We start from the raw sequence: 22,576 nt of genomic DNA on the forward strand, positions 1-22,576 counted from the left end.
CAGGTCAGACGTGAGCCCCGACGAGCCGCGCGACGGGCGGCCCCGCGGGGTCGGTGCTGCTCCGCCGTCGCGCGACGCGGGTCGCGGCGGTGCTGCTCCGCCGTCGCGCGACGCGGGGTCGCGCCGGCGCGGCCGCCGAGGACGAGCGGGCGTCGTGCCGCGACCACCACGGTCGCGAGCGCGACCTGCCGCGGGGTCAGCCAGGCGAGGAAGCGTTCGAGCGCTCGCTCCCCCCGTGCCAGCACGACGGCGAGGACGAGGGTCGCGACGGCGTGCGCCGAGACCATCCATGCCCCGGCGGCCACCGGCCCGAGGTGCGCGGACGACGCGAGGACCGTCGCGGCGTCGGGCACGGGGCTCGCCGCGGTGCAGGCGAGCGGCGATCCGTGGGCGGCGTGACCCGACGCGCGCCGGCGACGCACACGGCCGCGCCGTGCCCGAGCGTGTCGAGCGCGACGTGCAGCGCCAGCTGAGCGCCGCCCAGCAGCGCGACGAGGCGCGGTGCCGTGAACCGTGCGCGTGCGGCGAGCACGGTGCCCGCGAGCGTGAGCGCGCCGAGCGCCGCGAGGACCAGCGGGTCGGGCAGGTGACCACCCGCGACCGCGTGCGCGCCCGCCGTCAGCGCCAGCACGAGGGTCGCCACGAGCGCTGCGCGCGCGAGGCGCAGCGGTCCGGCGACAGGAGTGGGCACCTCGCCAGCCTAGCCCGCGCCGGTCACGCCGGGGCGCCGCCCGAGGGCCCGCCCGGGGAGACCTCCGTCTCGTCGGGCGCGCGCTCCGCGGGGACGGCGCCCGGGTAGCCGCCGACCAGGGCGCGCGCGGGCAGGACGCGGTCCAGGCCCACGAGGACGAGGCCGAGCACGAGGAACCCGGCGCCGTAGAGCACCACGTTGACGAGCAGCCCGGTCCAGCCGAGCGCGTCGAGGTCGACGAACCCGTACGGGTACTCGCTGCCGGGGCTGACGAACCCGCGGATCGTCGTGAACGCGAAGTACGCGAGCGGGTAGAGCAGCCACTGCGCCGCGGTGAGCCCGCGCAGGCGCCGGTGCGGGGTGAGGAGCAGGAAGTCGGCGACGACGGCGAGCGGCAGCACCTGGTGCTCGATCTGCCCGTCCGTGAGGCCGAGGAAGACGGCGGGCGCGGACGGGTCCTCGGGCGCGAGGACGAGCCAGGAGACCAGGCCGGTGATCGACGCGAACAGCGTGACCCCGCCGGTGAGCCAGGCCGGCGGCTGCGGGCGGCGCAGGATCGACGCGACGCCGGCCCACGCGAACGCGACCGCGACGAGGAAGCAGGTCTGGTTCGTGAAGTAGACGAGGCCGTCGACGTCGCCGTCGCGCCAGATCTGCCGCGTCCCGACGAGCGCGAGCACGACGAGGAACAGCCGGAACACCCCGACGACGACGTGCATGCGAGCCCCCTTGCGCGCGGTCCGTGACCCGTGGCGACAGGCGGAGGCGCGTCAGGCCACCGTCCCGCTCCCGGGAGGATAGCCCCGCGCCCCCGCCCGGCGCACCGCCCGACCCTTGCCCGGGGCGACTTGTCATGATGGGGGCATGACGACCTCATCCAGCCCCGCCCGCACCGCTCCCCGCACGGCCCGCGGCACCGTCGCCGTCACGAACGGCTACGTCGTGCCCGTCGCGGCCGACCCGATCGAGAACGGCACGGTCCTCGTCGAGGACGGCGTCATCACCGCCGTCGGTGCGGACGTCGTCGTGCCCGACGGCGTGCGCACGATCGACGCGCGCGGCCGCTGGGTCCTGCCCGGCTTCGTCGAGGCCCACGCCCACATGGGTGTCATGGAGGAGGCCGAGGGCTGGGCCGGCAACGACACCAACGAGATGACGGACCCGAACGGGTCCGCGCTGCGCGCGCTCGACGGGATCAACGTCGAGGACGAGGGCTTCCGGGACGCCCTCGTCGGCGGCGTGACCTCGGCCGTCGTGAAGCCCGGCTCGGGCAACCCCATCGGCGGGCAGACCGTCGCGATCAAGACCTGGGGCGGTCGGACGGTCGACGAGCAGGTGTTCCAGGAGTCCGTCTCCGTGAAGTCGGCGCTCGGCGAGAACCCCAAGCGCGTCTACGGCGACCAGAAGAAGCTGCCGTCGACGCGCCTCGGCGTCGCGAACGTCATCCGCCGCGCGTTCGTCGACGCGCAGAACTACGTCGCGCGCCGGGATGCCGCCGCGGCGAAGGGCGAGCCGTTCGACCGCGACCTCGGCAAGGAGACGCTCGCGCGCGTCCTCGCCGGCGAGCTGTACTGGGACCAGCACACGCACCGCGCGGACGACATCGCGACGGCGCTGCGCCTGGCCGACGAGTTCGGGTACCGGCTCGTCGTCAACCACGGGACGGACGGCGCCGCGGTCGCCGACGTGCTCGCCGAGCGTGACGTCCCCGTCATCTTCGGGCCGATGTTCACGTCGCGCTCCAAGATCGAGCTGCGCGACCGGAGCATTGCCACCCTCGGCGTCCTCGCGCGCGCCGGCGTGCGCGTCGCGATCACCACGGACCACCCCGTCGTCCCGATCAACTTCCTCGTCCACCAGGCGTCGCTCGCCGTGAAGGAGGGCCTCGACCGCGACACCGCGCTGCGGGCGCTCACCGTGAACCCCGCGGCGATCCTCGGGCTCGACGACCGCGTCGGCTCGCTCGCGCCGGGCCTGCACGGCGACGTCGTCGTGTGGTCGGGCGACCCGCTCGACGTGACCGCGCGCGCCGAGCACGTGCTCATCACCGGCACCGAGGTCTACCGCTGGGACCACGCGGCGAACGACGGGCGCGGCGCGCCGCACGTCGTCGAGCGCGCGGAGCGCTTCACGCGCTGACGACCCGTCACGGCCGAGGGCGGGCGGGGCGACGACCCGCCGCCCGGCACCTCGCCACGGCCGCGCGCCGCCGCTCGACGCGTGTGACCCGCGCCACTACCGTTCCTCCTGGGCCGTCGCACCCGCGGGAGGGGACCGTCATGGCCGAGCGCACGTCCCAGGAAGCCTCCACCGACCCGTCGGACGCCGCCCCGGGCCGCGCGTCGAGGCGCGGCGCACGCGCACCGGCCGGAGCGATCACCGTCGGCTCGCTCGTCATGCTCAACGTCGCGGCGGTCGTGAGCCTGCGCGGCCTGCCCGCGGAGGCCGAGTACGGCCTCGCCTCGGCGTTCTACTACCTGCTGGCCGCCGTCTGCTTCCTCGGTCCGGTCGCGATCGTCGCCGCCGAGCTGGCGTCGACGTGGCCGCAGGAGGGCGGGATGTTCCGCTGGGTCGGCGAGGCGTTCGGCAGCCGGTGGGGGTTCCTCGCGATCGCGATGGTGTTCGTCGAGGGCTGCATCTGGTTCCCCACGGCGCTGACGTTCGCGGCCGTGACCCTCGCCTACACGGGACCGGACGCGCGGTTCGACGAGCGCGTCGCCGACGACCGGTTCTTCGTGCTCCTCGTGGTGCTCGCGGTGTTCTGGGCGGCGACGCTCATCGCCCTGCGCGGGGCGTCGGCGTTCGCGCGCACCGCGCGCTGGGGCGGGATCGTCGGCACGCTGGTCCCGGCGGCGCTGCTCGTCGGCCTCGGCGCGGCCTACCTGCTCAGCGGCGAGCCGTCGCAGGTGCCGCTCACGTGGGGCGCGTTCGTCCCCGACCTCACGCACCTGGACAACGTCGTCCTCGCGGCGGGGATCTTCCTGTTCTACGCGGGCATCGAGGTCAACGCCGTGCACGTCGGCGCGATCCGGCACCCCGAGCGCACGTACCCGGTGGCGATCGCCGTCGCGGCGCTCGTCGCCGTCGTCGTGCTCACGCTCGGGACGCTGACGATCGCCGTCGTCGTGCCGCAGGAGGACATCAGCCTCACCGCGAGCCTGCTCACCGCGTTCGACCACCTGCTCACCTGGGCCGGGGTGCCCTGGGCCGGGCCGGTCGTCGCCGCGATGCTCGCCGTCGGCGTGCTCGCGGGCGTCACCACGTGGGTGGCCGGACCCGCGACCGGGCTGCACGCGGTCGCCCGCGCCGGGTTCCTCCCCCGCTGGTTCCACCGCACGAACCGGCACGGCATGGCGTCGAGCATCCTGCTCGTCCAGGCGCTCGTCGTGACCGCCCTGTCGGCGATGTTCGTCGTGATGCCGTCGGTGCAGTCGGCCTACCAGCTCCTCAGCCAGCTCACGGTGATCCTCTACCTCGTCGCGTACCTGCTGATGTTCGCCGCGGTCCTCTCGCTGCGGCGCACCCAGCCCGACCGCCCGCGCCCCTACCGCGTGCCCGGCGGCCGGGTGGGCGTGCGGCTCGTGGGCGGGCTCGGTCTCGTGGCGTCGCTGCTCGCGCTCATCACGAGCTACGTGCCGCCGGGGCAGGTCGCCGTCGGGAGCCCGGTCGTCTACGTGGTGCTCCTCGTCGTGCTGTCGGTGCTGTTCGTCGCCCTGCCCGTGCTCGTCTACCGCGCGCGCGTCCCGCGTGGCGGGACGCCACGTCGACCTTCGCGCCCTTCACGTGGCAGGAGGACGGCGCACCGGCGGACCGGCCGCCGGGCGCGCCCCGGGCCTGACGTCGCCGCTACTCGCAGCCGACGCCGTCGCCGTCGCCGTCGAGCTGCCGGCTGTACCCGGGCTCGCCGGCGCGGATCGGCGCCGCGCCCGCGGCACGAACCGCGGCGCAGCTCTCGTAGACGACGTCGGCGGGCCCGGGCTCCGGGACGGTCTCCGGGGCCGGGGCGGACGCCGCAGGCGCGGGCTCCTCGGTCCGGGGCGCCGCGCCGTCCGCCGCGGCCGGCAGGGGTTCGTCGGGGCACGCACCGAGGACGCGAGCGATCGCGTCGTGCTCGGCCTGCGTGACCCACAGCCCGTAGCCGGCCTTCACGGCGACCTGGCGCGCGACGTACGCGCAGCGGAAGGGCTTGCTGGGCGGAAGCCACGTCGCGGCGTCGCCGTCGCCCTTGGCCTGGTTCGTCGGCCCGTCCACGGCGAGCAGGTTGAGCGGGTCGTTCGCGAACCGCTGCCTCGTCGCGGTGTCGAGCTGCTGCGCGCCCTTCTGCCACGCGTCGGACAGGGCCACGACGTGGTCGATCTGCACGGCCGTGGACGTGACGTTCCCCCGCTGGAACGCGATGGTCGTCGCGGTGTACGGGTCGTCGAGGATCCCCGTGACGACGACGCAGTCGTGCGTGCCGGGCTCGAACGTCTCGCCGGTGAGGTCGCGCGCGAGGACGTCGTTGCGCGTGTCGCAACCGTTGCGGTCGACGTCCGCCCAGGCGGGTCCGAACTGGTCGCGGTCGTACCCGGTCCTCGGCGCCCGCCCCTTGACCTCGAGCGTCGCGAGCGCGGCGAGCGCGGTCCCCGGGTCCGCCGCGGCCGGGTCTCCGCCCGCGTCGGGAGCGGGGTCCTGGGTCGCGGCGGCGCCGGAGCCGTCCGGTGCGGCGGTCGTCGGGTCGTCGGTGACGGCGCCGTTCGCGTCGTCAGCACCGCCGGCCGGTTCCGTCGTCGCGCACCCGGCCGCGCCGAGACGAGCGCGAGCCCGGCGAGCAGCACGGCCACGCCGCGCCCGACCGTCCTCGCTCTCGTCATCACCGCGTGCCCTTCTCGTCGTGCCGCGCGATGCCTGCTGCCAATACCCGCGGTGCCGTGTGCGCCGTCACCCTAGCCGAGCGGCACGCCGACGAGCCGCTCAGCCGCGCGCCCGGTCCCGTGGCGCGATCCGGCCGCGAGGTGGACCATCGACCTATGCGCGCTGCTGGCCGCACGTCCCTCCTCGCCGCGACCGCGGGGACGCTGGCCGCCGCCCTGGCCGCGTGCACAGGCCCGGGGCCTGGCGAGAAGGACACCGAGTACGCGTCGGTCGACGACCTGCACGCGTCCGCCACGACCGCCGGCCTCACGTGCTTCGACTACGTGCCCGTGGACTCCGCCGGGGAGCCGGTGGAGCTGGCCGAGTGCGACGGCGACACGCTCCTCGCCGTCTTCGACGAAACCGTCGACGAGGAGGAGTTCGTCGCCCTCCTGCCCCGCACGCCGGAGAGCGAGGAGGAGGCCGCGCTCGTCGGGCCGAACTGGGTGGTCGTCGGGGGCGTCGGCGACCTCATGGAGACGCAGGCCGGCATCGGCGGGGAGATGGACTCGGACCGCTGACCGGTGGACGCCGCGCCGCCGCGCGGACGTGGTCAGGAGCGCCGCTGCGGCTTCACGAACGGGAAGGCGAGCGTCTCCCGGATCGACGCCCCGATGAGCATCATGTAGATCCGGTCGACCCCGAGCCCGAGGCCGCCCGTGGGCGGCATCGCGAACTCGAGCGCGTCGAGGAAGGCCTCGTCGACCTCCATCGCCTCCGGGTCGCCGGCCGCGGCGAGCAGCGACTGCTCGGTGAGGCGCCGGCGCTGGTCGACCGGATCGACGAGCTCGGAGTACGCGGTACCGAGCTCGGCGCCGAAGGCCACGAGGTCCCAGCGCTCGGCCAGACGGGGGTCACGCCGGTGGACCCGCGTGAGCGGCGACGTCTCGACCGGGAAGTCGGTGTAGAACGTCGGCTCGACGGTCTGCCCCTCGACGAGCCGGTCGTACATCTCGTTGACCACCGCGCCGTGCGTCTCGTCCTCGCCCACCTCGATGTCGTGCGCCGCGCACAGGCGGTGCAGCTCGCCCATGGGTGTGTCGGGGGTGACGTCGGCGCCGACGGCGCGCGAGACGGCGTCGTGCACGCTCACCACCGGCCACTCGCCGTCGAGCCGGACGTCGGTCCCGTCGGGGCGCCGCGACACGGCGTCCCCGTGGACGGCGACCGCGGCCGCGACGACGAGCTCGCGCGTGAGGTGGCGCATCGTCGTGTAGTCACCGAACGCCTGGTACGCCTCGAGCGACGTGAACTCGGGGTTGTGCGTCGCGTCCGCGCCCTCGTTGCGGAAGTTCCGCCCGAGCTCGAAGACGCGCTCGACCCCGCCGACGGCGAGCTGCTTGAGGAACAGCTCCGGCGCGATGCGCAGGTACAGGTCCATGTCGTAGGCGTGATGTGCGTGCGGAACGGACGGGCGTTCGCGCCGCCGTGGACGCGCTGGAGGATCGGCGTCTCGACCTCGATGAACGACCGCTCGACGAGCGCGGACCGCAGCGCGTGCACCGCGACGGAGCGCCCGCGCAGCGTCACGCTCGCCGTCGTGTCCAGCGCGAGGTCGACGTGCCGCAGGCGCATGCGCGTCTCCGGGTCCGACAGCCCGCGGAACTTGTCCGGCGGCGCCTTGAGGCACTTGGACGCCATGACCCAGGCGTCGGCGTGCACCGACAGCTCGCCGGTGCGGCTGCGCGCGACCGTGCCCGTGACGCTCACGTGGTCGGCCAGGTCGACGGCGCGCCGCCACAGCGCGACGTCCGCCGCGCCGTCGGCGGTCAGCAGGACCTGCCGCTCGACGTTCTCCTCGCGCAGCACCGCGAAGCACACGCCGCCGAGGTCGCGCAGCCGCACCACGCGACCGGACACCGCGACCGTCTGCCCGAGCAGGAGATCGTCGACGTCGGCGAGCCGGTGCGTGCGCGGCACCGTGACCGGGTACGCGGGCATCCCCGCCGCCGCCAGGACGTCGAGCTTCGCCCGGCGCGCGCGCTCCTGGTCGGTGAGCCGCGGCGTCGGCACGTCGAGGGCGAGCAGCGCGTCCTCCTGCTCGCGCACCGCGGCGGCGAGCGCCGTATCGGCCTCGGCCGACGACGACGTCGCCGCGCCCCGGGCCGACGTCCACAGGGGCACGAACCCCTCCGCCTGGCCCGCCGCGAGCGTCACGGACGTCAGCTGGGCGGGTGCGGCGTAGCACAGGTACCGGGTGCGCCAACGGGGCTCGTACTTCTGGTTCGACCGGTACAGGGAGTCGAGCTGCCACCAGCGCGACGCGACGAGGATGAGGCGGCGCAGGACCCGCTGCACGGGCGTCGCCGCGACCGACTCGCCCTGCTCGATGATGCCGCGGAACATCGCGAAGTTGAGAGAGACGCGGTCGACGCCCATGCCCGGGCTCTCGCTCGCGAGCGTCGAGACCATGAGCTCGGTGACGCCCGGGGCGGCCTCGGGCGAGCGCCGCATGACGTCGAGCGAGACGCCCTTGCGCCCCCACGGCACGAACGTCAGCAGGCCGCGGACCTCGTCGTCGCGGTCGTGCGCGGTGACGACCAGCACGCGCGGGTCGCGCGGGCTGCCGAGGCGTTCGAGCGCCATGGAGAACCCGCGCTCCTCGCCGTGCCGCCAGCGGTCCGCCGCCTGCGCGAGCGCCGCGAGCTCGGCGGGCGGGATCTCGCGCTGGCGGCGCACCCGCACGGTGTACCCCTCGCGCGCGGGCCGCGCGACGGCGTGCCGCACGGGGCGCATCGAGGGCGCGGAGAGGTCGAACTCGCGCGTGACGACGACCGCCTCGTCGCCCATGACGAGGACGGCGAGCCCCGCGTCGCGGTAGGCGCGCGCACCGCGCTCGCTCGCGGAGACGACCGCCGGCGCCCAGCCGTGGCGGCGCGCGTGGACGAGGGTGCGCCCGACGGCGTCGTCCCACGACGCCGGGTCGCCCACGGGGTCGCCCGCGGCGAGCAGCACGCCGCTCACGACGCGGTAGGAGACCGCGGCCCGCCCGTCCGCGGAGAAGACGGCGGAGCGGTCGTCGCGCGTCGCGAAGTACTCGAGCGAGTCGTCGCTCGGGTGCTCGAGGAGCAGACGGCGCACGGCGAGCTCCTCGTCGGGCGTGCGGGCGACGTCGCGCGGGCCGGCGCGCAGGAAGACGGCGACCGCCGCGAGGAGCCCGAGACCCGCGACGAGCCCGGCGACGAACGCGAGCCAGCCGGGCGCCGTGCCGTCGACGGCGAACGGCTCCTCGTGCGGCGGGAGCCCGAGGGAGGAGCTCAGCGACCACGCGACCCGCTCCCCCACCGTGCCGAGCGTCGACGGCACGACCTGCAGGAGCGCCGTCGCGATCCCGGTGGCGAGCACGACGCCGAGGACCGCGACGAGCACGGCGAGCCCCCAGGCGCCACGGGCGATGCGCGCGGGGAAGGCGCGCCGCGCCGCGACCAGGACCACGACGAGCACGGCGCCGACGACCGCGGAGGCGTACGTCGTCCAGCGCACGTCCTCGACCACGCCCGCCGTGGGGTCGACGCGGTCGAGCACGAGCGCGAGGAGCACGACCAGCGCCGCGGGCAGCTGCCAGACGAGGACGACGAACCACAGCGCCGCGCGGCGCCGGCGCAGGAAGCCGCTGGCCACCAGGGCGACCACGACGGCGGAGAACACCGTCGGGTACGACGGCACGTTCGTGATCGACAGGACCTCGGCGACCGGTCGCTCCGAGTGCCGCGCGACGGGCCGGAAGAGCAGCGCCAGCACGAGCCACGCGACGTAGAGCTGCAGCACGCGTGCGCCCCACCGCGCGACCGCGTCGGCCCAGGGGGCGCGAGCGACGCGCCCTCGGCACCTGGGCCCGGCGGCGGCGGACCGCCGCGGGCGGTGGGTGCGGCGCCGCTCGGTTCCCGGACGGCCGTCTCCGTGTCCCTGGTGACCATCTCCGACCCCTTCCCGAGCCGGCAGGCCTGCCGCGCGGCAGGGCGGGTGATCCTCCAGCCCGAAGGTACGCCGCCGGTCGCGGGAGCGCTCCCGGAGCGCGTGACGTCGGCGTCCCACCACGCGGGGCCGGCATGACAGCACGTCGCCCGTGATGGAAGAGTGGAGGCGCCGGGCGACCGCCGGGCCGTCGCGGTCCGTCCGCGGCGTCGCGGCGTCCGGCGCCCCACGGGCGCGACGGGGGGAGGACCCATGAGCACGACGGCGACCGTCGTCACCTACGACGCGTTCGGAGAACCCGACGTCCTGCGCGTCACCACCGAGGACGTCGGCGACCCGGGCAGCGGTCAGGTGCGCGTCGCGAACCGCGTCGTAGGGGTCAACCCGGCGGACGCCAAGCGGCTCGCGGGCGCCTTCGGCGGGAGGCTGCCGGGCGTCCTCGGCTTCGAGGCCGCGGGCATCGTGGACGCCGTCGGCCCGGACGTCGCCGACCTCGCCCCCGGGGACGCGGTGGTGTGGCACGGCACGGGCGCGCAGCGGGCGCTCTCGCTCGTGCGCGCCGACCACGTGCGGCGCGTGCCGGAGACGGTGGCACCCGACCAGGCCGCCGTGCTGCCCGTCGCCGCGGCGACCGCGTTCTCCGCGCTCGTCCAGGCCGACGTCCGCGAGGGCGACGTCGTGCTGCTGCACGGCGCGAGCGGCGGTGTCGGCTCCGCGGCGGTGCAGGTCGCGCGGGCGCTCGGCGCGCGCGTCGTCGGGACCGCCTCCCCCGCGAACCACGACTACCTGCGCGGGCTGGGGGCGACGCCCGTGGCGCACGGACCCGGCCTCGTCGAGGCGGTCCGCGCCCTGCCCGACGGCCTCGACCGGGTGAGCGTCGTCGTCGACCTCGTGGGGACGCCGGAGACGGTCGCCGCGACCGCCGAGCTGCTCGGCGACCGCCTCACCGCGGTCGCGCCGGACGACCCGCCCGCCGCGGTGACGATCGTGAGCACGGACGCGTCGCGCGCCGCGGGGATCGCCGACAAGGTGGACGCGAAGGGTGCGCTCGACGAGGTGGTCGCGCTCGCGGAGGACGGGCGCCTGCGCACCGAGATCGCGCGCCGCTTCCCGCTCGCCGAGGCCGCGGAGGCGGTCCGTCTCGTCGCGTCGGGGCACGTGCGCGGCAAGGTCGTCCTCGACGTGCCCTGAGCACGGCTTGTGACGCTGCTTACAGCGTCGCCCGCGGAGCGGCGAGATCCCGCCGTTCCGGCCCCCGCGCGCGCGGAATCGTCTTGCACGCCGCGGCTCGGCCGGTGTGAAATCGTTAGCATGCGTAAGTACCTCGCCGCCACCGCGGCGCTGACCAGTGCCCTCCTCCTGGCGTCCTGCGCCTCGACGACCGACCCGTCGAGCGACGACGCCACGACCCCCGCCGAGACCGCCACGACCGAGGCCGCGGCCCCCACGCCGACCGTCGTCGAGATCGTCCAGTCCTGCGCGGCCTTCTACGACGGCGAGGAGAACTCGCTCGCCGCGCGCGTCGACGCGACCTTCCCGCTCACCACGCAGGAGGTCACGGAGGAGACGTCGACGGAGCTCGCCACCACGCGCGACAAGATCGCGTCCGTCCAGCGCTTCGCCGACGTGGAGCTGCAGGAGGACCTCAACGGCATCAAGGCGCCGTTCGAGGCCGCCCTGTCGGGCGTCGAGGTGACGACCGACGACTTCCAGCCGTCGCTCGACGCCCTGCGCGCCGAGTGCACCGAGGCCGGGTACGCCTTCGCGTCCTGACGTCGCGCGCCGCGGTCCGAGCGCCCCGTCCCCGAGACCCGGGGGCGGGGCGCTCGCGCGTCCGGGCCCGGCCGGGATGCGACCGACGGGGGGCGCTGCCCACGATGGGACCGCACGGGCCCGCCCGGGGTCCCGACGGAGGGGCGCACGATGGAGATCGACGACCTGAGGAAGAAGGCCGGCGACGCGCTGGACAGCGACAAGGGCGAGAAGGCGTCCGACGCCGCGCTCGACAAGGGCGGCGACGCGGCCTCGCGCGTCACCGGCGGCAAGCACGACGAGCAGATCGACCGGGCGACCGACCGGGCCGACCGGTCGGTCGGCAACGAGTAGCCCGCAGCAGGCCGCTTCCCGCCGACGAGAACGGGGTTGGTGACGCGTCCCGGTCGGGACGCGTCACCAACCCCGTGGTCGGCGCTCAGGACGGCGTCAGCGCGCGGCGCTCGTCACCGGCTCGTCGGCGGAACGGCTGTCGCTCGTGCTGCCCGCCGTGCCGTCGGTCGCGGTGGCCGACGACGCACCCTCCTCGGCGGCCGCGTCGCCCGCGGCGGGGGCGTCGTCGTCCGCGAAGAGGTCCTCGGCCGAGGCCGACTCGTACTGCTCGAGGTCGAGGATGCCCTCGCGCTTGGCGACGATCGTCGGCACGAGCGCCTGCCCCGCGACGTTGACCGCGGTGCGGCCCATGTCGAGGATCGGGTCGATCGCGAGCAGCAGGCCGACGCCCGCGAGCGGCAGGCCGAGCGTCGACAGGGTCAGCGTCAGCATGACGACGGCGCCCGTGAGCCCCGCGGTCGCGGCGGACCCGACGACGGACACGAACGCGATGAGCAGGTAGTCCGTGATCGACAGGTCGATGTTGAAGATCTCCGCGACGAAGATCGCCGAGATCGCCGGGTAGATCGAGGCGCAGCCGTCCATCTTCGTCGTCGCGGCCAGCGGGACGGCGAACGACGCGTACTCGCGCGGCACACCCAGGTTGCGCTCGGCGACGCGCTCCGTGACGGGCAGCGTGCCGATCGACGAGCGCGACACGAAGGCGAGCTGGATGGCCGGCCAGGCGCCCCGGAAGTAGCTGGCGATCTTCAGCCCGTTGGTGCGCAGCAGCACCGGGTAGACGACGAACAGCACCAGGGCCAGGCCGACGTAGACCGCGGCGGCGAACCACGCGAGCGAGCTCAGCGAGCCCCAGCCGTACGTGGCGATCGCGTTGCCGATGAGGCCGAGGGTGCCGAGCGGCGCGAGGCGGATGATCCACCACAGCACCTTCTGGATGATCGCGAGCGCCGAGCGGTTGAACGCGAGGAACGGGTCGGCCTTCGCGCCGGACTTGAGCGCGGCGATGCCGATGACGAGCGCGACCACGAGGATCTGCAGCACGCTGAAGCTCACCGACGTCTCGGCGGAGCCGGTGAGGGCGCCGTCGTCGCCGGTCTCGAGGTTCGTGCTCGCGCCGAGACCGAGCACGTTGCCCGGGATCAGACCGGTGAGGAAGTCGAGCCAGGAGCCCGTGCGGCCGACCTCGGACGCGTCGTCGAGCGACACCGTCGCACGGTTGCCCGGCTGGAACAGCAGGCCGAGGCCGATGCCGACCGCCACCGAGATCGCCGCGGTGATGGCGAACCACAGGAGGGTCTGGCCCGCCAGGCGTGCCGCGTTGGTGACGGTGCGCAGGTTCGCGATGGACGCGACGATCGCGGTGAAGATGAGCGGCGGGACGATCGCCTTCAGCAGCGTGACGAACGAGCTGCCGATGGTGGCGAGCGTCGTCGTGAGGCCGTTCGGCGTCTCGCCGTCGGCACCCTGCGGGCCCATCGCGAGGGCGACGCCGCCCAGCACGACGCCCAGCGCGAGGCCGAGGAGGATCTGGGTGCTGAACGACGGGAAGCGACGGCGCTTCGTGGGCGCGACGACGCGTCGGGGGAAGCCGGCGCGGCGGGCTTCGAGGAAGTCGAGGACACGGAGGGACCTTTCGGGTGACGTGCGGGGGCACGGGCGCACGGCGCGACCGGCTCGGGCGGGGCTCGGAGGTCGTCGTGACCGTCGCGCGTCGGCACGACGCGTCATCGCGACGGCGCGTGCTGCGGACGGGCTCAGGCGCGGGCGGCGCGTCCGGACCACGTCGGGGTCGACGTGCGGCGCGGACGTGCGGCGGCGCGCGACGCGGCGGCCGCGGGACGGCGGGCGCGGGGTCAGCGACGACGTGGGGTCAGCGACACAGAGCGCTGGCGACTCGACGCAGGTCGACGTCGCGGCGCTCGGTGAGGTACCACGTGGGCACGCTGACGGGCACGGGCTCTCCCGAGGTCGCTGAGCGGATCGCTGGAGGTGCGGGCACGATCGTCGCCCGCGGCACCCGATCTTACCCAGGTGCTGTCAACACGACGCACCGCCGTCCCATTCCCCGGCCGTTCGTGACGTGTCCGGACGAGCGGCCCGAGCGCGTGCGAGCCGACGGCGGCGACCTAGGGTCGCAGGGAGTGCCCCCGCTCCGCGAACGGAGGTCCCGATGCGCACGAAGGTCACCGGCGCCGCCGTGGCGGCCACGGAACGTGGACCGACCCGGACGGCGTGCGCATGCCCGCGGGCGAGGTGCACGCGTGGGAGCGCGGCACGAACCAGACCGTCTGCGGGCTGCAGCTCAGCCGTCAGGGACTCGTGCGGTTCCCGCACGTCACCTGGGCCGACGCGCAGCCCGCGACGGGCCGCGACGCGGACGCCGTGACGTCGGTGTGCCGCCGCTGCGCGGCGGGGACGGGCGCGCGCCGCGACGAGAAGCCGTGGCGGCGCGTGAACCCGCGCCCCTGAGGCGCCCGTCCCGCGCCGACCGCCCGGCCGCCGGTCGGCCCCGCCTCAGCCCTGGTTCGGCGCGTCGAGGAAGGCGCGCATGAGCGGTCCCGCGGTGGTCGACCCGCCGTCGCCGGTCTCCACGAACACCGCGACGGCGAGGTCGCCCTGGACGGCGATCATCCAGGCGTGGGCCTGGGTGCCGTCGCCGTACTGCGCGGTGCCGGTCTTCGCGCCGACCTCCCCCGGCAGGTCGGCGAGGACGTCCGCCGAGCCGTCGGTGACCACCGAGCGCATGAGGCTGCGCAGCGTCGCCGCCTCGTCCTCCGTGAGGTCGCCGGCGGGCTGCTCGGCCGACGCGGGCTGCACGTCGGGGCGGACCATGACCGGCGCGACGCGGTGCCCCGCCGCGACGCTCGCCGCGACCGTCGCCATCCCGAGCGGCGAGGCGAGCACCCTGCCCTGCCCGATCATCGAGGCGGCGTGGTCCGTGCCGTCCGCCTCCGCGGGGACGTCGCCGAAGAACGCCGGCGCGCCGAGGTCGCTCTCGACCCCGAGGCCCAGCGAGGCGGCCGCGTCGTGCAGCGCCTGCTGCGAGACGGCGTCCCGCTGGCCGATCATCGCCGTGTTGCACGAGTTGGCGAACGCCGTGCGCAGCGGCACCTCGCCGAGCGCGTCCGTCGGGTAGCCGGGCACGTTCTGGAACGCGCGCCCGTCGACCGTGAGCTCGGGCGGGCACGCGACCGTCGAGTCGGGCGTGAGGCCCGCGCGGAGCATCGCGAGCGTGGTCGCCACCTTGAACGTGGACCCGGGCGCGTACTGACCGGTCGTCGCCGTCGACATGCCCTCGCCCGCGGTGCCGCTCGCGGCGGTCAGGACCTCGCCCGTCGACGGGCGGATCGCGACGATCGCGCTCGGCGACGTCTGCCCGGCGAGCACCTGCTCGGCGGCGACCTGCATGTCCGGGCGCAGCGTGGTGCGCAGCGGCACGCCAGCGACGGGCTCGACGGCGAACACCTCGGCCGGTTCCGCGTCGGTCTCGCCGCCGGGGACGATCGAGACGGACACGCCCGGGGTGCCGCGCAGCTGCTCGTCGTACTGGCGCTGCAGGCCGGACAGGCCGACCGTGTCCCCGGCGACGACCGCGCCCTCGGACTCGTCGACGATCTCGGCCGTCGCGTCGCCGACCCGACCGAGGATCTGGCGCGCGAACTCGCGCGTGGGGGCGAGAGGCAGCTCGTCGTCGAGCACCGCGACGCCCTCGATCTGCCGGGCGGCGTCGACGTCGATGCCCGCCGTGTCCTCCGTGCGGACGGTGATCGCCTCGACGAAGGCCTTCCCCCCCGCGCCCGCGACCCGCTGCGCGAACTCCTCCGGGTCGAGTCCCACGACGCCCGCGAGCGCGCGTGCCGCGCCGTCCCAGCCGGCGGCGTCGACGCGCGTCTTGTCGACGCCGAGCCGGTACACCGGGCGCTCGGTGACGATCGGGGCGTCGTCGAGCCCGACGATCTCGGCCCGCTCGGCGCGCACGCGCTCGACGGCGAGCCGGTCGTTCTGGCCGAGGTCGGGCACGAGGACGTCGGGCTCCCACGCCGCCTCCCAGCGGCCCGGGCCGTCCTCGCCCTCGCCCGGCTCGGCGAAGGTCAGGTCGACGGTGGTCGTGTACTCCCAGGCGGCGTCCTGCGTGACGTCCCAGCGGTAGGCGAGCGTCGCCGTCGCGCGCTCTCCCGCGTCGTCGCCCTCCTCGTCCAGCACGACGTCGTCCACCTCGACCGTGTGCGCGAACTCCGAGACCGGCTCCAGGACGGCGTCGAGGTGGCCCTGCACGGACTCGGCCGTGCCGTTGGAGAACGCGAGCCCGCCCACGTCACCGCGCGCGATGCCCGCCGCGAGGTCCGCCGCGGTGTCCTCGGGCGCGGGCCGGTCCGGCGAGCAGGCGGCGAGCGGCAGCGCGAGCGCCGGGACGAGCAGCGCGGCGGCCAGGCGTCGCCGGGCGGCGCGCGGGCGGGTGCGAACGACGGTGGCCACGGATTCCCCCTGTTCCGGACGAGCGAGACAGGACGGACCGTATCCCACCGCGCCCACGCCCCGAGGCGTCGTCGTCAGGTCGCCGCGCTCTCTTCACCCGGCGTCCCCGAACGCGCACGGCGGGTGCGGGAGCCGCGCTCCCGCACCCGCCGTGACCTGCGTGGTGCCGTCGTCCCTGCCGTCCGGGTCAGGCCCGGGCGGCTCCGGTCCGCTCGTCGGACGCCGCGTCGTCGGTCGCCTCGGTGGCCTCGGCGTGCGGGTGCTTGCGCTCGAGCGCCGCACCCTCGACGTCGACGTCGGGCAGGATCCGGTCGAGCCAGCGTGGCAGCCACCACGCGGAGCCGCCGAGCAGGTGCATGAGCGCCGGGACGACGAGCATGCGCACGACGAACGCGTCGACGAGCACGCCGAACGCGAGCGCGAACCCGATCGGCCGGATCATCGCGTCCTCGGCGAAGATGAAGCCGCCGAAGACGGAGATCATGATGATCGCGGCCGCGGTGACGACCGAGCGCCCGGCCCGGAAGCCCTGCACGACGGCGATGCGCGCCGGCGCGCCGTGCGCGTACGCCTCCCGCATGCCGGAGCCGAGGAACAGCATGTAGTCCATCGCGAGGCCGAACAGGACGCCGACGAGGATCGTCGGCAGGAAGTTCAGCACCGGGCCCGGGGTATCCACGTTGAACACGGGCGACAGCCAGCCCCACTGGTAGATCGCGACGACGCCGCCGAGCGCGGCGAAGTACGAGAGGACGAACCCGGCGGTCGCGATGAGCGGGACGAGCAGCGACCGGAACACCACGACGAGGATGATCAGCGAGAGCCCGATGACCACCGCGAGGTAGAGCGGCAGCGCGGCCGAGAGCTTCTCGGAGATGTCGATGTTGCCGCTCGCGGCCCCGGCCACGCCGAGCTCGACGTCGCCGTCCACGGTGTCGACGGTCACCGGCGACAGGTCCCGCAGGTGGTGGACGAGCTCCTCCGTGGACTCGCTCGTCGGGCCGTCGACGGGGACCACCTGGAACGCGACGACGGTACCGTCCTCGGAAGTCGCGGCCGGGGCGACCGCGACGACGTCGTCCTGCGCGGCGAGCTGCTCCCCGATCGCGAGCTGCGTCGCGACGAGCTCCTCGTCCGCGACGGGCTGCGGCAGGTCGGCGACGACGAGCAGCGGCCCGTTGACGCCGGCACCGAACTCCTCGGCGACCGTGGAGTACGCCTGGTACTGGGTCGAGTCCGCGGGCTCCGAGGAGCCGTCGGGCAGGTTGATGCGCAGGTCCAGGGCGGGGATCGCGACGACGGCGAGCACGGCGACGCCGAGCACGACGCGGCCCACGGCGACCACGGTCGACATCGGGCGCAGCGGCTTCTCGGCGCGCGCCGCCGGCGCGCCGTCCACCGGGCCGGCCGCGTGGGCGCCGTGCACCGGGACCAGCGCCGCCCGCTCCTTGCGGTTGAGGATGCGCGGGCCGATGGCCGACAGCAGCGCCGGCGTGAGCGTCACCGCGACGAGCACCGCGATCGCGACGCTCGCCGCGCCGACCGTGCCCATGAGGCCGAGGAACGGGATGCCCGTGACGTTGAGGGCCAGCAGCGCGATGACGACCGTCGAACCGGCGAAGACCACCGCGTTGCCCGACGTCCCGTTCGCGAGGGCGACCGACTCCGCGACGTCGTACCCTTCCTTGAGCTGGCGTCGGTGCCGGTTGACGATGAACAGCGCGTAGTCGATCCCGACGGCGAGCCCGAGCATGAGGCCGAGGACCGGGTGACCGCGGACATCTCGACGACGCCGGAGAACGCGAGCGAGCCGAGCGCCGCGATGCCCACGCCGACGAGGGCGGTGAGGATCGGCAGGCCCGCACCGATCAGCGTCCCGAGCATGACGACGAGCACGACCGCGGCGACGACCAGGCCGACGACCTCGCCCGGCCCGATGATCGACGGCGCCTCCATGGAGATGTCCGAGCCGAAGTCCACCGTGACGCCGTCGACGTCCGCGACGCCGTCGGTGATCGCCCCGATGACGGCGTCCTTCGTCTCCTGGGAGACGTCGAACTGGTCCTCGGTGAACACGACGTTGGCGACCGCCGCGTCCCCGTCCTGCGAGACGACGCGGATCTCCGCGGCGAGGTCGAGCAGCGCCCGGCCCTGCTCGGCCTGCGCGGCGCCCTCCTCGAGCTCGGCCGCGCTGGCGTCGAGCTGCTCCTGCTGCGCCTCGAGCTCGGCGAGCCCCGCGTCGATCTGCTGCTGCTGGGCGTCGAGCTGCGGGGCCACGGCCTCGGCCTGGCCCGCGGCCTCGGCCTGGGCGCGGGCCGCGTCGAGCTGCGCCTGGCCCTGCTCGAGCTGCTCGCGGGCGGCGTCGAGCTGCGCCTGCCCCTGCTCGAGCTGCTCGCGGCCGTCGGCCACCTGCTGCTCGCCCTCGGCGAGCTGCGCGGCCTGCGCCTCGCGGTCCGCCTCGCTCTGGAACGGGTCGACGACCGCCTCGACGCCCTCGACCTCGGCCACGTCGGCGAGCACCGCGGACAGCTCCTGCCGCTGCGCGTCGGTGAACGCCTCGTCGCCGGTGGTCGTGAGGACGACGGTGCCGGTGCCCCCGGCGGCCTCGGGGATCTCGTCGGCGAGGCGGTCGGTGACCTCCTGCGTCGGCGTGCCCGGGATGGAGAAGCTGTCGGTCAGCGTCCCGCCGCCGACCGCGAAGCCGACGCCGGCGACGACGAGCACCGCGAGCCAGGTCGCGATCACCGCCCGCACGTGCCGGGCCGCGCCGCGTCCGACGCGGTAGAGGAGCTCTGCCATGGTGTCCTTCCGAGGGATCAGTTCGTGCGAGGAGGGGTGTTCCCGGGACGGCTGTCCTGGGTGGAGGCGCGGGGGGTCCCGCCGGTGTCGAGGCGGACGAGCATGCGGTCGAGGAGCGCGCTCCAGACGGCGCGCGAGCGCTCGTCGTCCCCGCCGCCCGTCTCGGCGAGCCAGTAGCGGTGGAGCACGACGAGGCTGCTCATGAGCGAGCCGACGACGAGGTCGACGTCGAGCCGGTTCGCCCCGGGGTGCCGCCGGTGCAGCGCGGCCGCGAGGTCGTCGCTCGTCCCGGCGAGGGAGCGCATGAGGAGCATGACCTCGTGGGCGGGGATGTTCGCGGGCGCGTCGTCGTCGCACGCGGCCCAGTCGGCCAGCCCGAGGCCGCGCGTCAGCGACGAGAGGGCGGGGACGAGGTCGGTCGCGCGCAGCGCCCTGGCCGCGTCCTCGGCGACCGCGAGCTGCGGCTCGTCGGCGCCCGGCGGGTCCGCCGCCTCGAGCGCCTCCACGACGCCGTGGAAGGCGTCGGCGAGCACGGCGGCGATCACGTCGTCCAGGGACGCGAAGTGGTTGAACACCGTGCGTCGCGAGACGTCGGCCCGGGCCGCGAGCTCGTCCACGGTGAAGTCGACGCCCCGCGTGGCGTGCATGAGCGCCGCCGCGGCGTCGACGATGGAGCGCCGGGTGCGCGCCTTGAGCCGCGCGCGGCGGTCGCCGGGGACGGCGGCGGGGACCTCGGTCATGTCACGACACTAAGTGCATCGTTGCACCGGGTGCACCGTCAGGCGGTGAGGCGTGCGTCACGCGGGCGTGCCCGACGACGGGGCGTCAGCCCGTGATCGAGGCTGCCATGCGCCCGACCGCCTCCGTGAGCACCCCGACGTTCGTCGCGAGGTTGAGCCGCACGTGCCCCTCCCCTCCCGGACCGAACCGGCGGCCGTCCTCGAGCGCCACCCCCGCGCGCTCCAGGAACCATGCGCGCGGGTCGCGGGCCACGTCGCCCGGCAGGTCCCGTCCGTCGAGCCACGCCAGGTACGTCGCCTCCCCGGGCCGGTACCGCACGTGCGGCAGGTGCTCGGCGAGCAGGTCGGTGAGCAGGTGCGCGTTGCGCTCGACGCCGGCGAGCACGGCGTCGAGCCACTCCTCGCCGTGGTCGAGGGCGGCGACGTGCGCGATCACCGACACGTGCTGCACGCCGTGCGACGCCTCCTCGGGGATGCGGCGCAGGTCGGCCACGGCCCCGGGCCGGCGAAGGCCAGCGCCGCCTTGAGCCCCGCGAGGTTCCACGCCTTCGACGCGGACACGACGGCCACGGCGTCGTGCGAGCCCGGGACGGTCAGGAGCGGCGTGTGCGTCGTCGCCGGTCGGGCGTCGAGACCCGGCCGCGTGACCGGCGCGTGGATCTCGTCCGCCACCACGCGGACGTCGTACCGCGCCGCGAGCGCCAGCGCGGCCTCGAGCTCGGCGGGCGTGTGGGCGGTGCCGGTCGGGTTGTGCGGGTTGCACAGGAGCCAGACGGCGCGACGACCGCTGCCCTCGCCGCGCCCGTGGGCCGTGGCGCCCGTGGCGTCGGCGAACGCGCGCTCGAGCGCGGCGAGGTCGAGGCGCAGGTCCGGCCCGAGGGGTGCGGCGACGACCCGGCGGCCCTCGTTCTGCGTGAAGCCGTAGAACGGCGGGTAGACGGGCGGGTTGACCACGACCGCGTCGCCCGGCGAGGTGAGGACGCGCAGCACCTCGACGATCCCGAGCATGACGTCGGGCAGGGCGCGCGCGGTCGCCGGGTCGGGAGACCAGCCCCACCGCCGCTGCGCGAACCGCGCGTACGCCTCGGCGTAGGCGGTGCCGTGGTCGTACCCGGTGTCACCGGCGCGCAGGGCGGCCGTCACGGCGTCGACCACCGGCTCGCAGGGCGCGGCGTCCATCTCCGCGACCCACAGCGGGAGGACGTCGGGTCCGAACGCCTGCCACTTCACCGACGTCCGGCGTCGGAGCTCGGCCAGCGTCGGGACGTCGAGCGGGGTGGTGGTCGCGGTGGTGCGCGTCGTCTCCGGGAGGCTCACGAGCCCACCCTAGGTCGCCCCCTCCAGGCAGGTACTGCCAGAACCCTGTTCGGCCGTGACTCCCACCTCCCCGCCGGTCACGTGTCGAATGGAGGCATCACCCCATCCCCACCACCGTTGGAGACCCCATGAAGGCTGCAGTCATCCACGGCGCCGGCGACGTGCGCGTCGAGACGCTTCCCGACCCGACGATCGTCGAGCCCACCGACGCGATCGTGCGCACCGTGCGCGCGTGCGTGTGCGGGTCCGACCTGCACCCCTACCACTCCATGCCGCACTCCGAGCAGGGCGTGCCGATCGGCCACGAGCTGATCGGCGTCGTCGAGGAGACCGGGTCCGCGGTCACGAGCCTGCGCCGGGGCGACTTCGTCATCGCGCCGTTCGCGTGGGCGGACAACACGTGCGACGTCTGCCGCGACGGGTTCCAGACCGCGTGCCCGCACGGCGGGTTCTACGGCAACCCCGGCAGCCCGGGCGGCCAGCAGGCCGAGCTCGCCCGCATCCCCCAGGCGGACGGCAGCCTCGTCGTCGTGCCCGGCGTCGACGAGACGAGCGACCTCCTGCCGTCGCTGCTCACGCTGTCCGACGTCTACCTCACCGGCTACCACGCCGCGCACATGGCGCGCGTGGCACCGGGCACGACCGTCACCGTGGTCGGCGACGGCGCGGTCGGGCTGTCCGCCGTCCTCGCCTCGCGCCAGATGGGCGCCGAGCGCATCATCCTCATGGGCCGCCACCGGGCGCGCACCGACCTCGGTCGCGAGTGGGGCGCCACCGACGTCGTCGCCGAGCGCGGCGACGAGGGCGTCCAGCGGGTGCTCGACCTCACGGACGGCCAGGGCAGCCACGTCGTGCTCGAGGCGGTCGGCCACATGCCCGCCTACGAGCAGTCGTACGGCGTCGTCCGCGCGGGCGGCGTGATCAGCCGCGTCGGCGTGCCGCAGTACGAGGACGCCCCCGTCGGCTTCGGATCCCTGTTCGGCCGCAACGTCACCCTCACCGGTGGCCCCGCGCCCGTCCGGGCCTACATCGAGGCCGCGATCCCGCAGGTGCTGAGCGGCGAGATCGAGCCCGGCCGGGTGTTCGACAAGACGGTCGTCCTCGACGACATCGCCGAGGGGTACGCCGCGATGGACCGCCGCGAGTCGCTCAAGACGCTCGTCACGTTCTGAGAAGGGAAGCAGACCATGAGCACCGAGAAGCTGCCGAGGACCGCGACCGTCAAGGGTCCGGCCGAGTGGTTCACCGGCGACGTGTACTTCAACGCCTACTACGCGGGGACCGAGCCGTCGCGTGCGCGCCTGAACCTCGTGCGGTTCACGCCCGGCGCGCACACCGCGTGGCACAAGCACGCGGTGGGTCAGACGCTGCACGTGACCGACGGCGTCGGGTACGTGCAGTCCCGCGGTGAGGAGCTGATCGAGCTCCACCCGGGCGACACCGTCCACACGCCCGCGGGCGAGTGGCACTGGCACGGTGCGACCGGCGACAGCTTCATGTGCCACCTCGCGCTGTGGGAGGCACCCGAGCCCGGCTCCGACGAGCCCGAGACCACCTGGGGCGAGCTCCTCACCCCGGAGGAGTACCCGGGCTGAGCCGTCCGGCGCGAGCGGGGGCCCGGTCCCCCGCTCGCGCG

Annotated in this window: 18 protein-coding genes and 4 pseudogenes; 9 read left to right on the forward strand and 13 right to left on the reverse strand. The window is 75.1% G+C overall.

What is annotated here, in order from left to right:
* Positions 1-196: 196 nt before the first annotated feature.
* Positions 197-691: a hypothetical protein gene (locus BJF88_RS19060; RefSeq protein ID WP_139316014.1), complete on the reverse strand. Its 495-nt coding sequence runs from the start codon at positions 689-691 to the stop codon at positions 197-199.
* A 23-nt stretch (positions 692-714) separates the two neighbouring features.
* Positions 715-1,410, reverse strand: a complete 696-nt coding sequence (locus tag BJF88_RS10460; RefSeq protein ID WP_075828751.1) for a Pr6Pr family membrane protein — start codon at positions 1,408-1,410, stop codon at positions 715-717.
* 145 nt (positions 1,411-1,555) lie between these two features.
* On the opposite strand from BJF88_RS10460, the gene BJF88_RS10465 reads away from it, so the two are divergent.
* Together BJF88_RS10465 and gadC are read left to right on the forward strand one after the other, a co-directional pair.
* A complete protein-coding gene (locus BJF88_RS10465; RefSeq protein ID WP_075828752.1) occupies positions 1,556-2,830 on the forward strand; it encodes an amidohydrolase in 1,275 nt (424 codons plus the stop codon).
* 140 nt (positions 2,831-2,970) lie between these two features.
* Positions 2,971-4,425, forward strand: a pseudogene (gadC, locus tag BJF88_RS21995) (putative glutamine/gamma-aminobutyrate antiporter GadC); the annotation flags it as partial.
* 112 nt (positions 4,426-4,537) lie between these two features.
* Here gadC and BJF88_RS23535 read toward each other — a convergent pair.
* Together BJF88_RS23535 and BJF88_RS23540 are read right to left on the reverse strand one after the other, a co-directional pair.
* Positions 4,538-4,840 carry an excalibur calcium-binding domain-containing protein gene (locus BJF88_RS23535; protein ID WP_369824571.1) on the reverse strand — a complete coding sequence of 101 codons (303 nt, stop codon included), beginning with the start codon at positions 4,838-4,840 and terminating at the stop codon, positions 4,538-4,540.
* A gap of 3 nt (positions 4,841-4,843) precedes the next feature.
* Positions 4,844-5,143, reverse strand: a pseudogene (locus BJF88_RS23540) (HNH endonuclease family protein); the annotation flags it as partial.
* Between the two features lie 557 nt (positions 5,144-5,700).
* On the opposite strand from BJF88_RS23540, the gene BJF88_RS10480 reads away from it, so the two are divergent.
* On the forward strand, positions 5,701-6,105 hold the full coding sequence (locus BJF88_RS10480) for a hypothetical protein (protein WP_075828753.1): 405 nt from the start codon (positions 5,701-5,703) through the stop codon (positions 6,103-6,105).
* A gap of 32 nt (positions 6,106-6,137) precedes the next feature.
* On the opposite strand, the pseudogene lysX reads toward BJF88_RS10480, so the two are convergent.
* Positions 6,138-9,643, reverse strand: a pseudogene (gene lysX, locus BJF88_RS10485) (bifunctional lysylphosphatidylglycerol synthetase/lysine--tRNA ligase LysX).
* Between the two features lie 108 nt (positions 9,644-9,751).
* Here lysX and BJF88_RS10490 point away from each other — a divergent pair.
* From BJF88_RS10490 to BJF88_RS10500, 3 genes are all read left to right on the forward strand, one after another.
* Entirely contained in the window at positions 9,752-10,690 is a 939-nt protein-coding gene (locus BJF88_RS10490; protein ID WP_075828766.1) for an NADP-dependent oxidoreductase, read from the forward strand.
* Positions 10,691-10,810: 120 nt separating this feature from the next.
* Entirely contained in the window at positions 10,811-11,272 is a 462-nt protein-coding gene (locus BJF88_RS10495; protein WP_075828754.1) for a hypothetical protein, read from the forward strand.
* Between the two features lie 150 nt (positions 11,273-11,422).
* Positions 11,423-11,605, forward strand: coding sequence for an Rv0909 family putative TA system antitoxin (locus BJF88_RS10500; protein ID WP_075828755.1), 183 nt, complete (start codon positions 11,423-11,425; stop codon positions 11,603-11,605).
* 96 nt (positions 11,606-11,701) lie between these two features.
* Here the strand turns inward: BJF88_RS10500 and BJF88_RS10505 are convergent, their stop codons facing one another.
* Positions 11,702-13,135: a dicarboxylate/amino acid:cation symporter gene (locus tag BJF88_RS10505; RefSeq protein WP_255371949.1), complete on the reverse strand. Its 1,434-nt coding sequence runs from the start codon at positions 13,133-13,135 to the stop codon at positions 11,702-11,704.
* Positions 13,136-13,478: 343 nt separating this feature from the next.
* Positions 13,479-13,625 (reverse strand): putative leader peptide, encoded by a 147-nt coding sequence (locus BJF88_RS23545; protein ID WP_369824567.1) that lies wholly within the window; start codon positions 13,623-13,625, stop codon positions 13,479-13,481.
* Positions 13,626-13,846: 221 nt separating this feature from the next.
* On the opposite strand from BJF88_RS23545, the gene BJF88_RS10510 reads away from it, so the two are divergent.
* On the forward strand, positions 13,847-14,077 hold the full coding sequence (locus tag BJF88_RS10510; RefSeq protein WP_255371947.1) for a hypothetical protein: 231 nt from the start codon (positions 13,847-13,849) through the stop codon (positions 14,075-14,077).
* A 45-nt stretch (positions 14,078-14,122) separates the two neighbouring features.
* Here BJF88_RS10510 and BJF88_RS10515 read toward each other — a convergent pair whose 3' ends face one another.
* The 6 genes and pseudogenes from BJF88_RS10515 to BJF88_RS10530 all read right to left on the reverse strand — a co-directional run bounded on the left by BJF88_RS10515 (position 14,123) and on the right by BJF88_RS10530 (position 20,940).
* Positions 14,123-16,084, reverse strand: a complete 1,962-nt coding sequence (locus tag BJF88_RS10515; protein ID WP_075828756.1) for a penicillin-binding transpeptidase domain-containing protein — start codon at positions 16,082-16,084, stop codon at positions 14,123-14,125.
* A gap of 187 nt (positions 16,085-16,271) precedes the next feature.
* On the reverse strand, positions 16,272-17,837 hold the full coding sequence (locus tag BJF88_RS23550; protein ID WP_369824568.1) for an MMPL family transporter: 1,566 nt from the start codon (positions 17,835-17,837) through the stop codon (positions 16,272-16,274).
* An 83-nt stretch (positions 17,838-17,920) separates the two neighbouring features.
* Positions 17,921-18,883, reverse strand: a pseudogene (locus BJF88_RS23555) (RND transporter); the annotation flags it as partial.
* A gap of 17 nt (positions 18,884-18,900) precedes the next feature.
* Positions 18,901-19,623, reverse strand: a complete 723-nt coding sequence (locus tag BJF88_RS10525; protein ID WP_075828757.1) for a TetR/AcrR family transcriptional regulator — start codon at positions 19,621-19,623, stop codon at positions 18,901-18,903.
* An 85-nt stretch (positions 19,624-19,708) separates the two neighbouring features.
* The gene (locus BJF88_RS23560; RefSeq protein WP_369824569.1) at positions 19,709-20,074 is read right to left on the reverse strand and encodes a hypothetical protein; all 366 of its coding nucleotides are present in this window, start codon (positions 20,072-20,074) and stop codon (positions 19,709-19,711) included.
* Complete coding sequence (locus BJF88_RS10530) at positions 20,056-20,940, reverse strand: aminotransferase class I/II-fold pyridoxal phosphate-dependent enzyme (protein ID WP_369824570.1); 885 nt, start codon at positions 20,938-20,940, stop codon at positions 20,056-20,058. Before BJF88_RS10530 ends, BJF88_RS23560 begins: the two co-directional genes overlap by 19 nt.
* Before the next feature lie 128 nt (positions 20,941-21,068).
* On the opposite strand from BJF88_RS10530, the gene BJF88_RS10535 reads away from it, so the two are divergent.
* Positions 21,069-22,112: an alcohol dehydrogenase catalytic domain-containing protein gene (locus BJF88_RS10535; RefSeq protein ID WP_187346217.1), complete on the forward strand. Its 1,044-nt coding sequence runs from the start codon at positions 21,069-21,071 to the stop codon at positions 22,110-22,112.
* Positions 22,113-22,127: 15 nt separating this feature from the next.
* Positions 22,128-22,535, forward strand: coding sequence for a cupin domain-containing protein (locus BJF88_RS10540; RefSeq protein WP_075828758.1), 408 nt, complete (start codon positions 22,128-22,130; stop codon positions 22,533-22,535).
* Positions 22,536-22,576: the final 41 nt, after the last annotated feature.

Source organism: Cellulosimicrobium sp. CUA-896 (genome assembly GCF_001942335.1).
In the GTDB taxonomy this organism is placed as follows: Bacteria; Actinomycetota; Actinomycetes; order Actinomycetales; family Cellulomonadaceae; genus Cellulosimicrobium.

Coding starts and splice junctions, on each gene's coding strand:
- BJF88_RS23550 (WP_369824568.1), bottom strand. CDS start 17,837: ATGCTCGGGCTCGCCGTCGGGATCGACTACGCGCTGTTCATCGTCAAC.
- BJF88_RS10460 (WP_075828751.1), bottom strand. CDS start 1,410: ATGCACGTCGTCGTCGGGGTGTTCCGGCTGTTCCTCGTCGTGCTCGCG.
- BJF88_RS10500 (WP_075828755.1), top strand. CDS start 11,423: ATGGAGATCGACGACCTGAGGAAGAAGGCCGGCGACGCGCTGGACAGC.
- BJF88_RS10525 (WP_075828757.1), bottom strand. CDS start 19,623: ATGACCGAGGTCCCCGCCGCCGTCCCCGGCGACCGCCGCGCGCGGCTC.
- BJF88_RS10490 (WP_075828766.1), top strand. CDS start 9,752: ATGAGCACGACGGCGACCGTCGTCACCTACGACGCGTTCGGAGAACCC.
- BJF88_RS10540 (WP_075828758.1), top strand. CDS start 22,128: ATGAGCACCGAGAAGCTGCCGAGGACCGCGACCGTCAAGGGTCCGGCC.
- BJF88_RS10465 (WP_075828752.1), top strand. CDS start 1,556: ATGACGACCTCATCCAGCCCCGCCCGCACCGCTCCCCGCACGGCCCGC.
- BJF88_RS10510 (WP_255371947.1), top strand. CDS start 13,847: ATGCCCGCGGGCGAGGTGCACGCGTGGGAGCGCGGCACGAACCAGACC.
- BJF88_RS10495 (WP_075828754.1), top strand. CDS start 10,811: ATGCGTAAGTACCTCGCCGCCACCGCGGCGCTGACCAGTGCCCTCCTC.
- BJF88_RS10480 (WP_075828753.1), top strand. CDS start 5,701: ATGCGCGCTGCTGGCCGCACGTCCCTCCTCGCCGCGACCGCGGGGACG.
- BJF88_RS10535 (WP_187346217.1), top strand. CDS start 21,069: ATGAAGGCTGCAGTCATCCACGGCGCCGGCGACGTGCGCGTCGAGACG.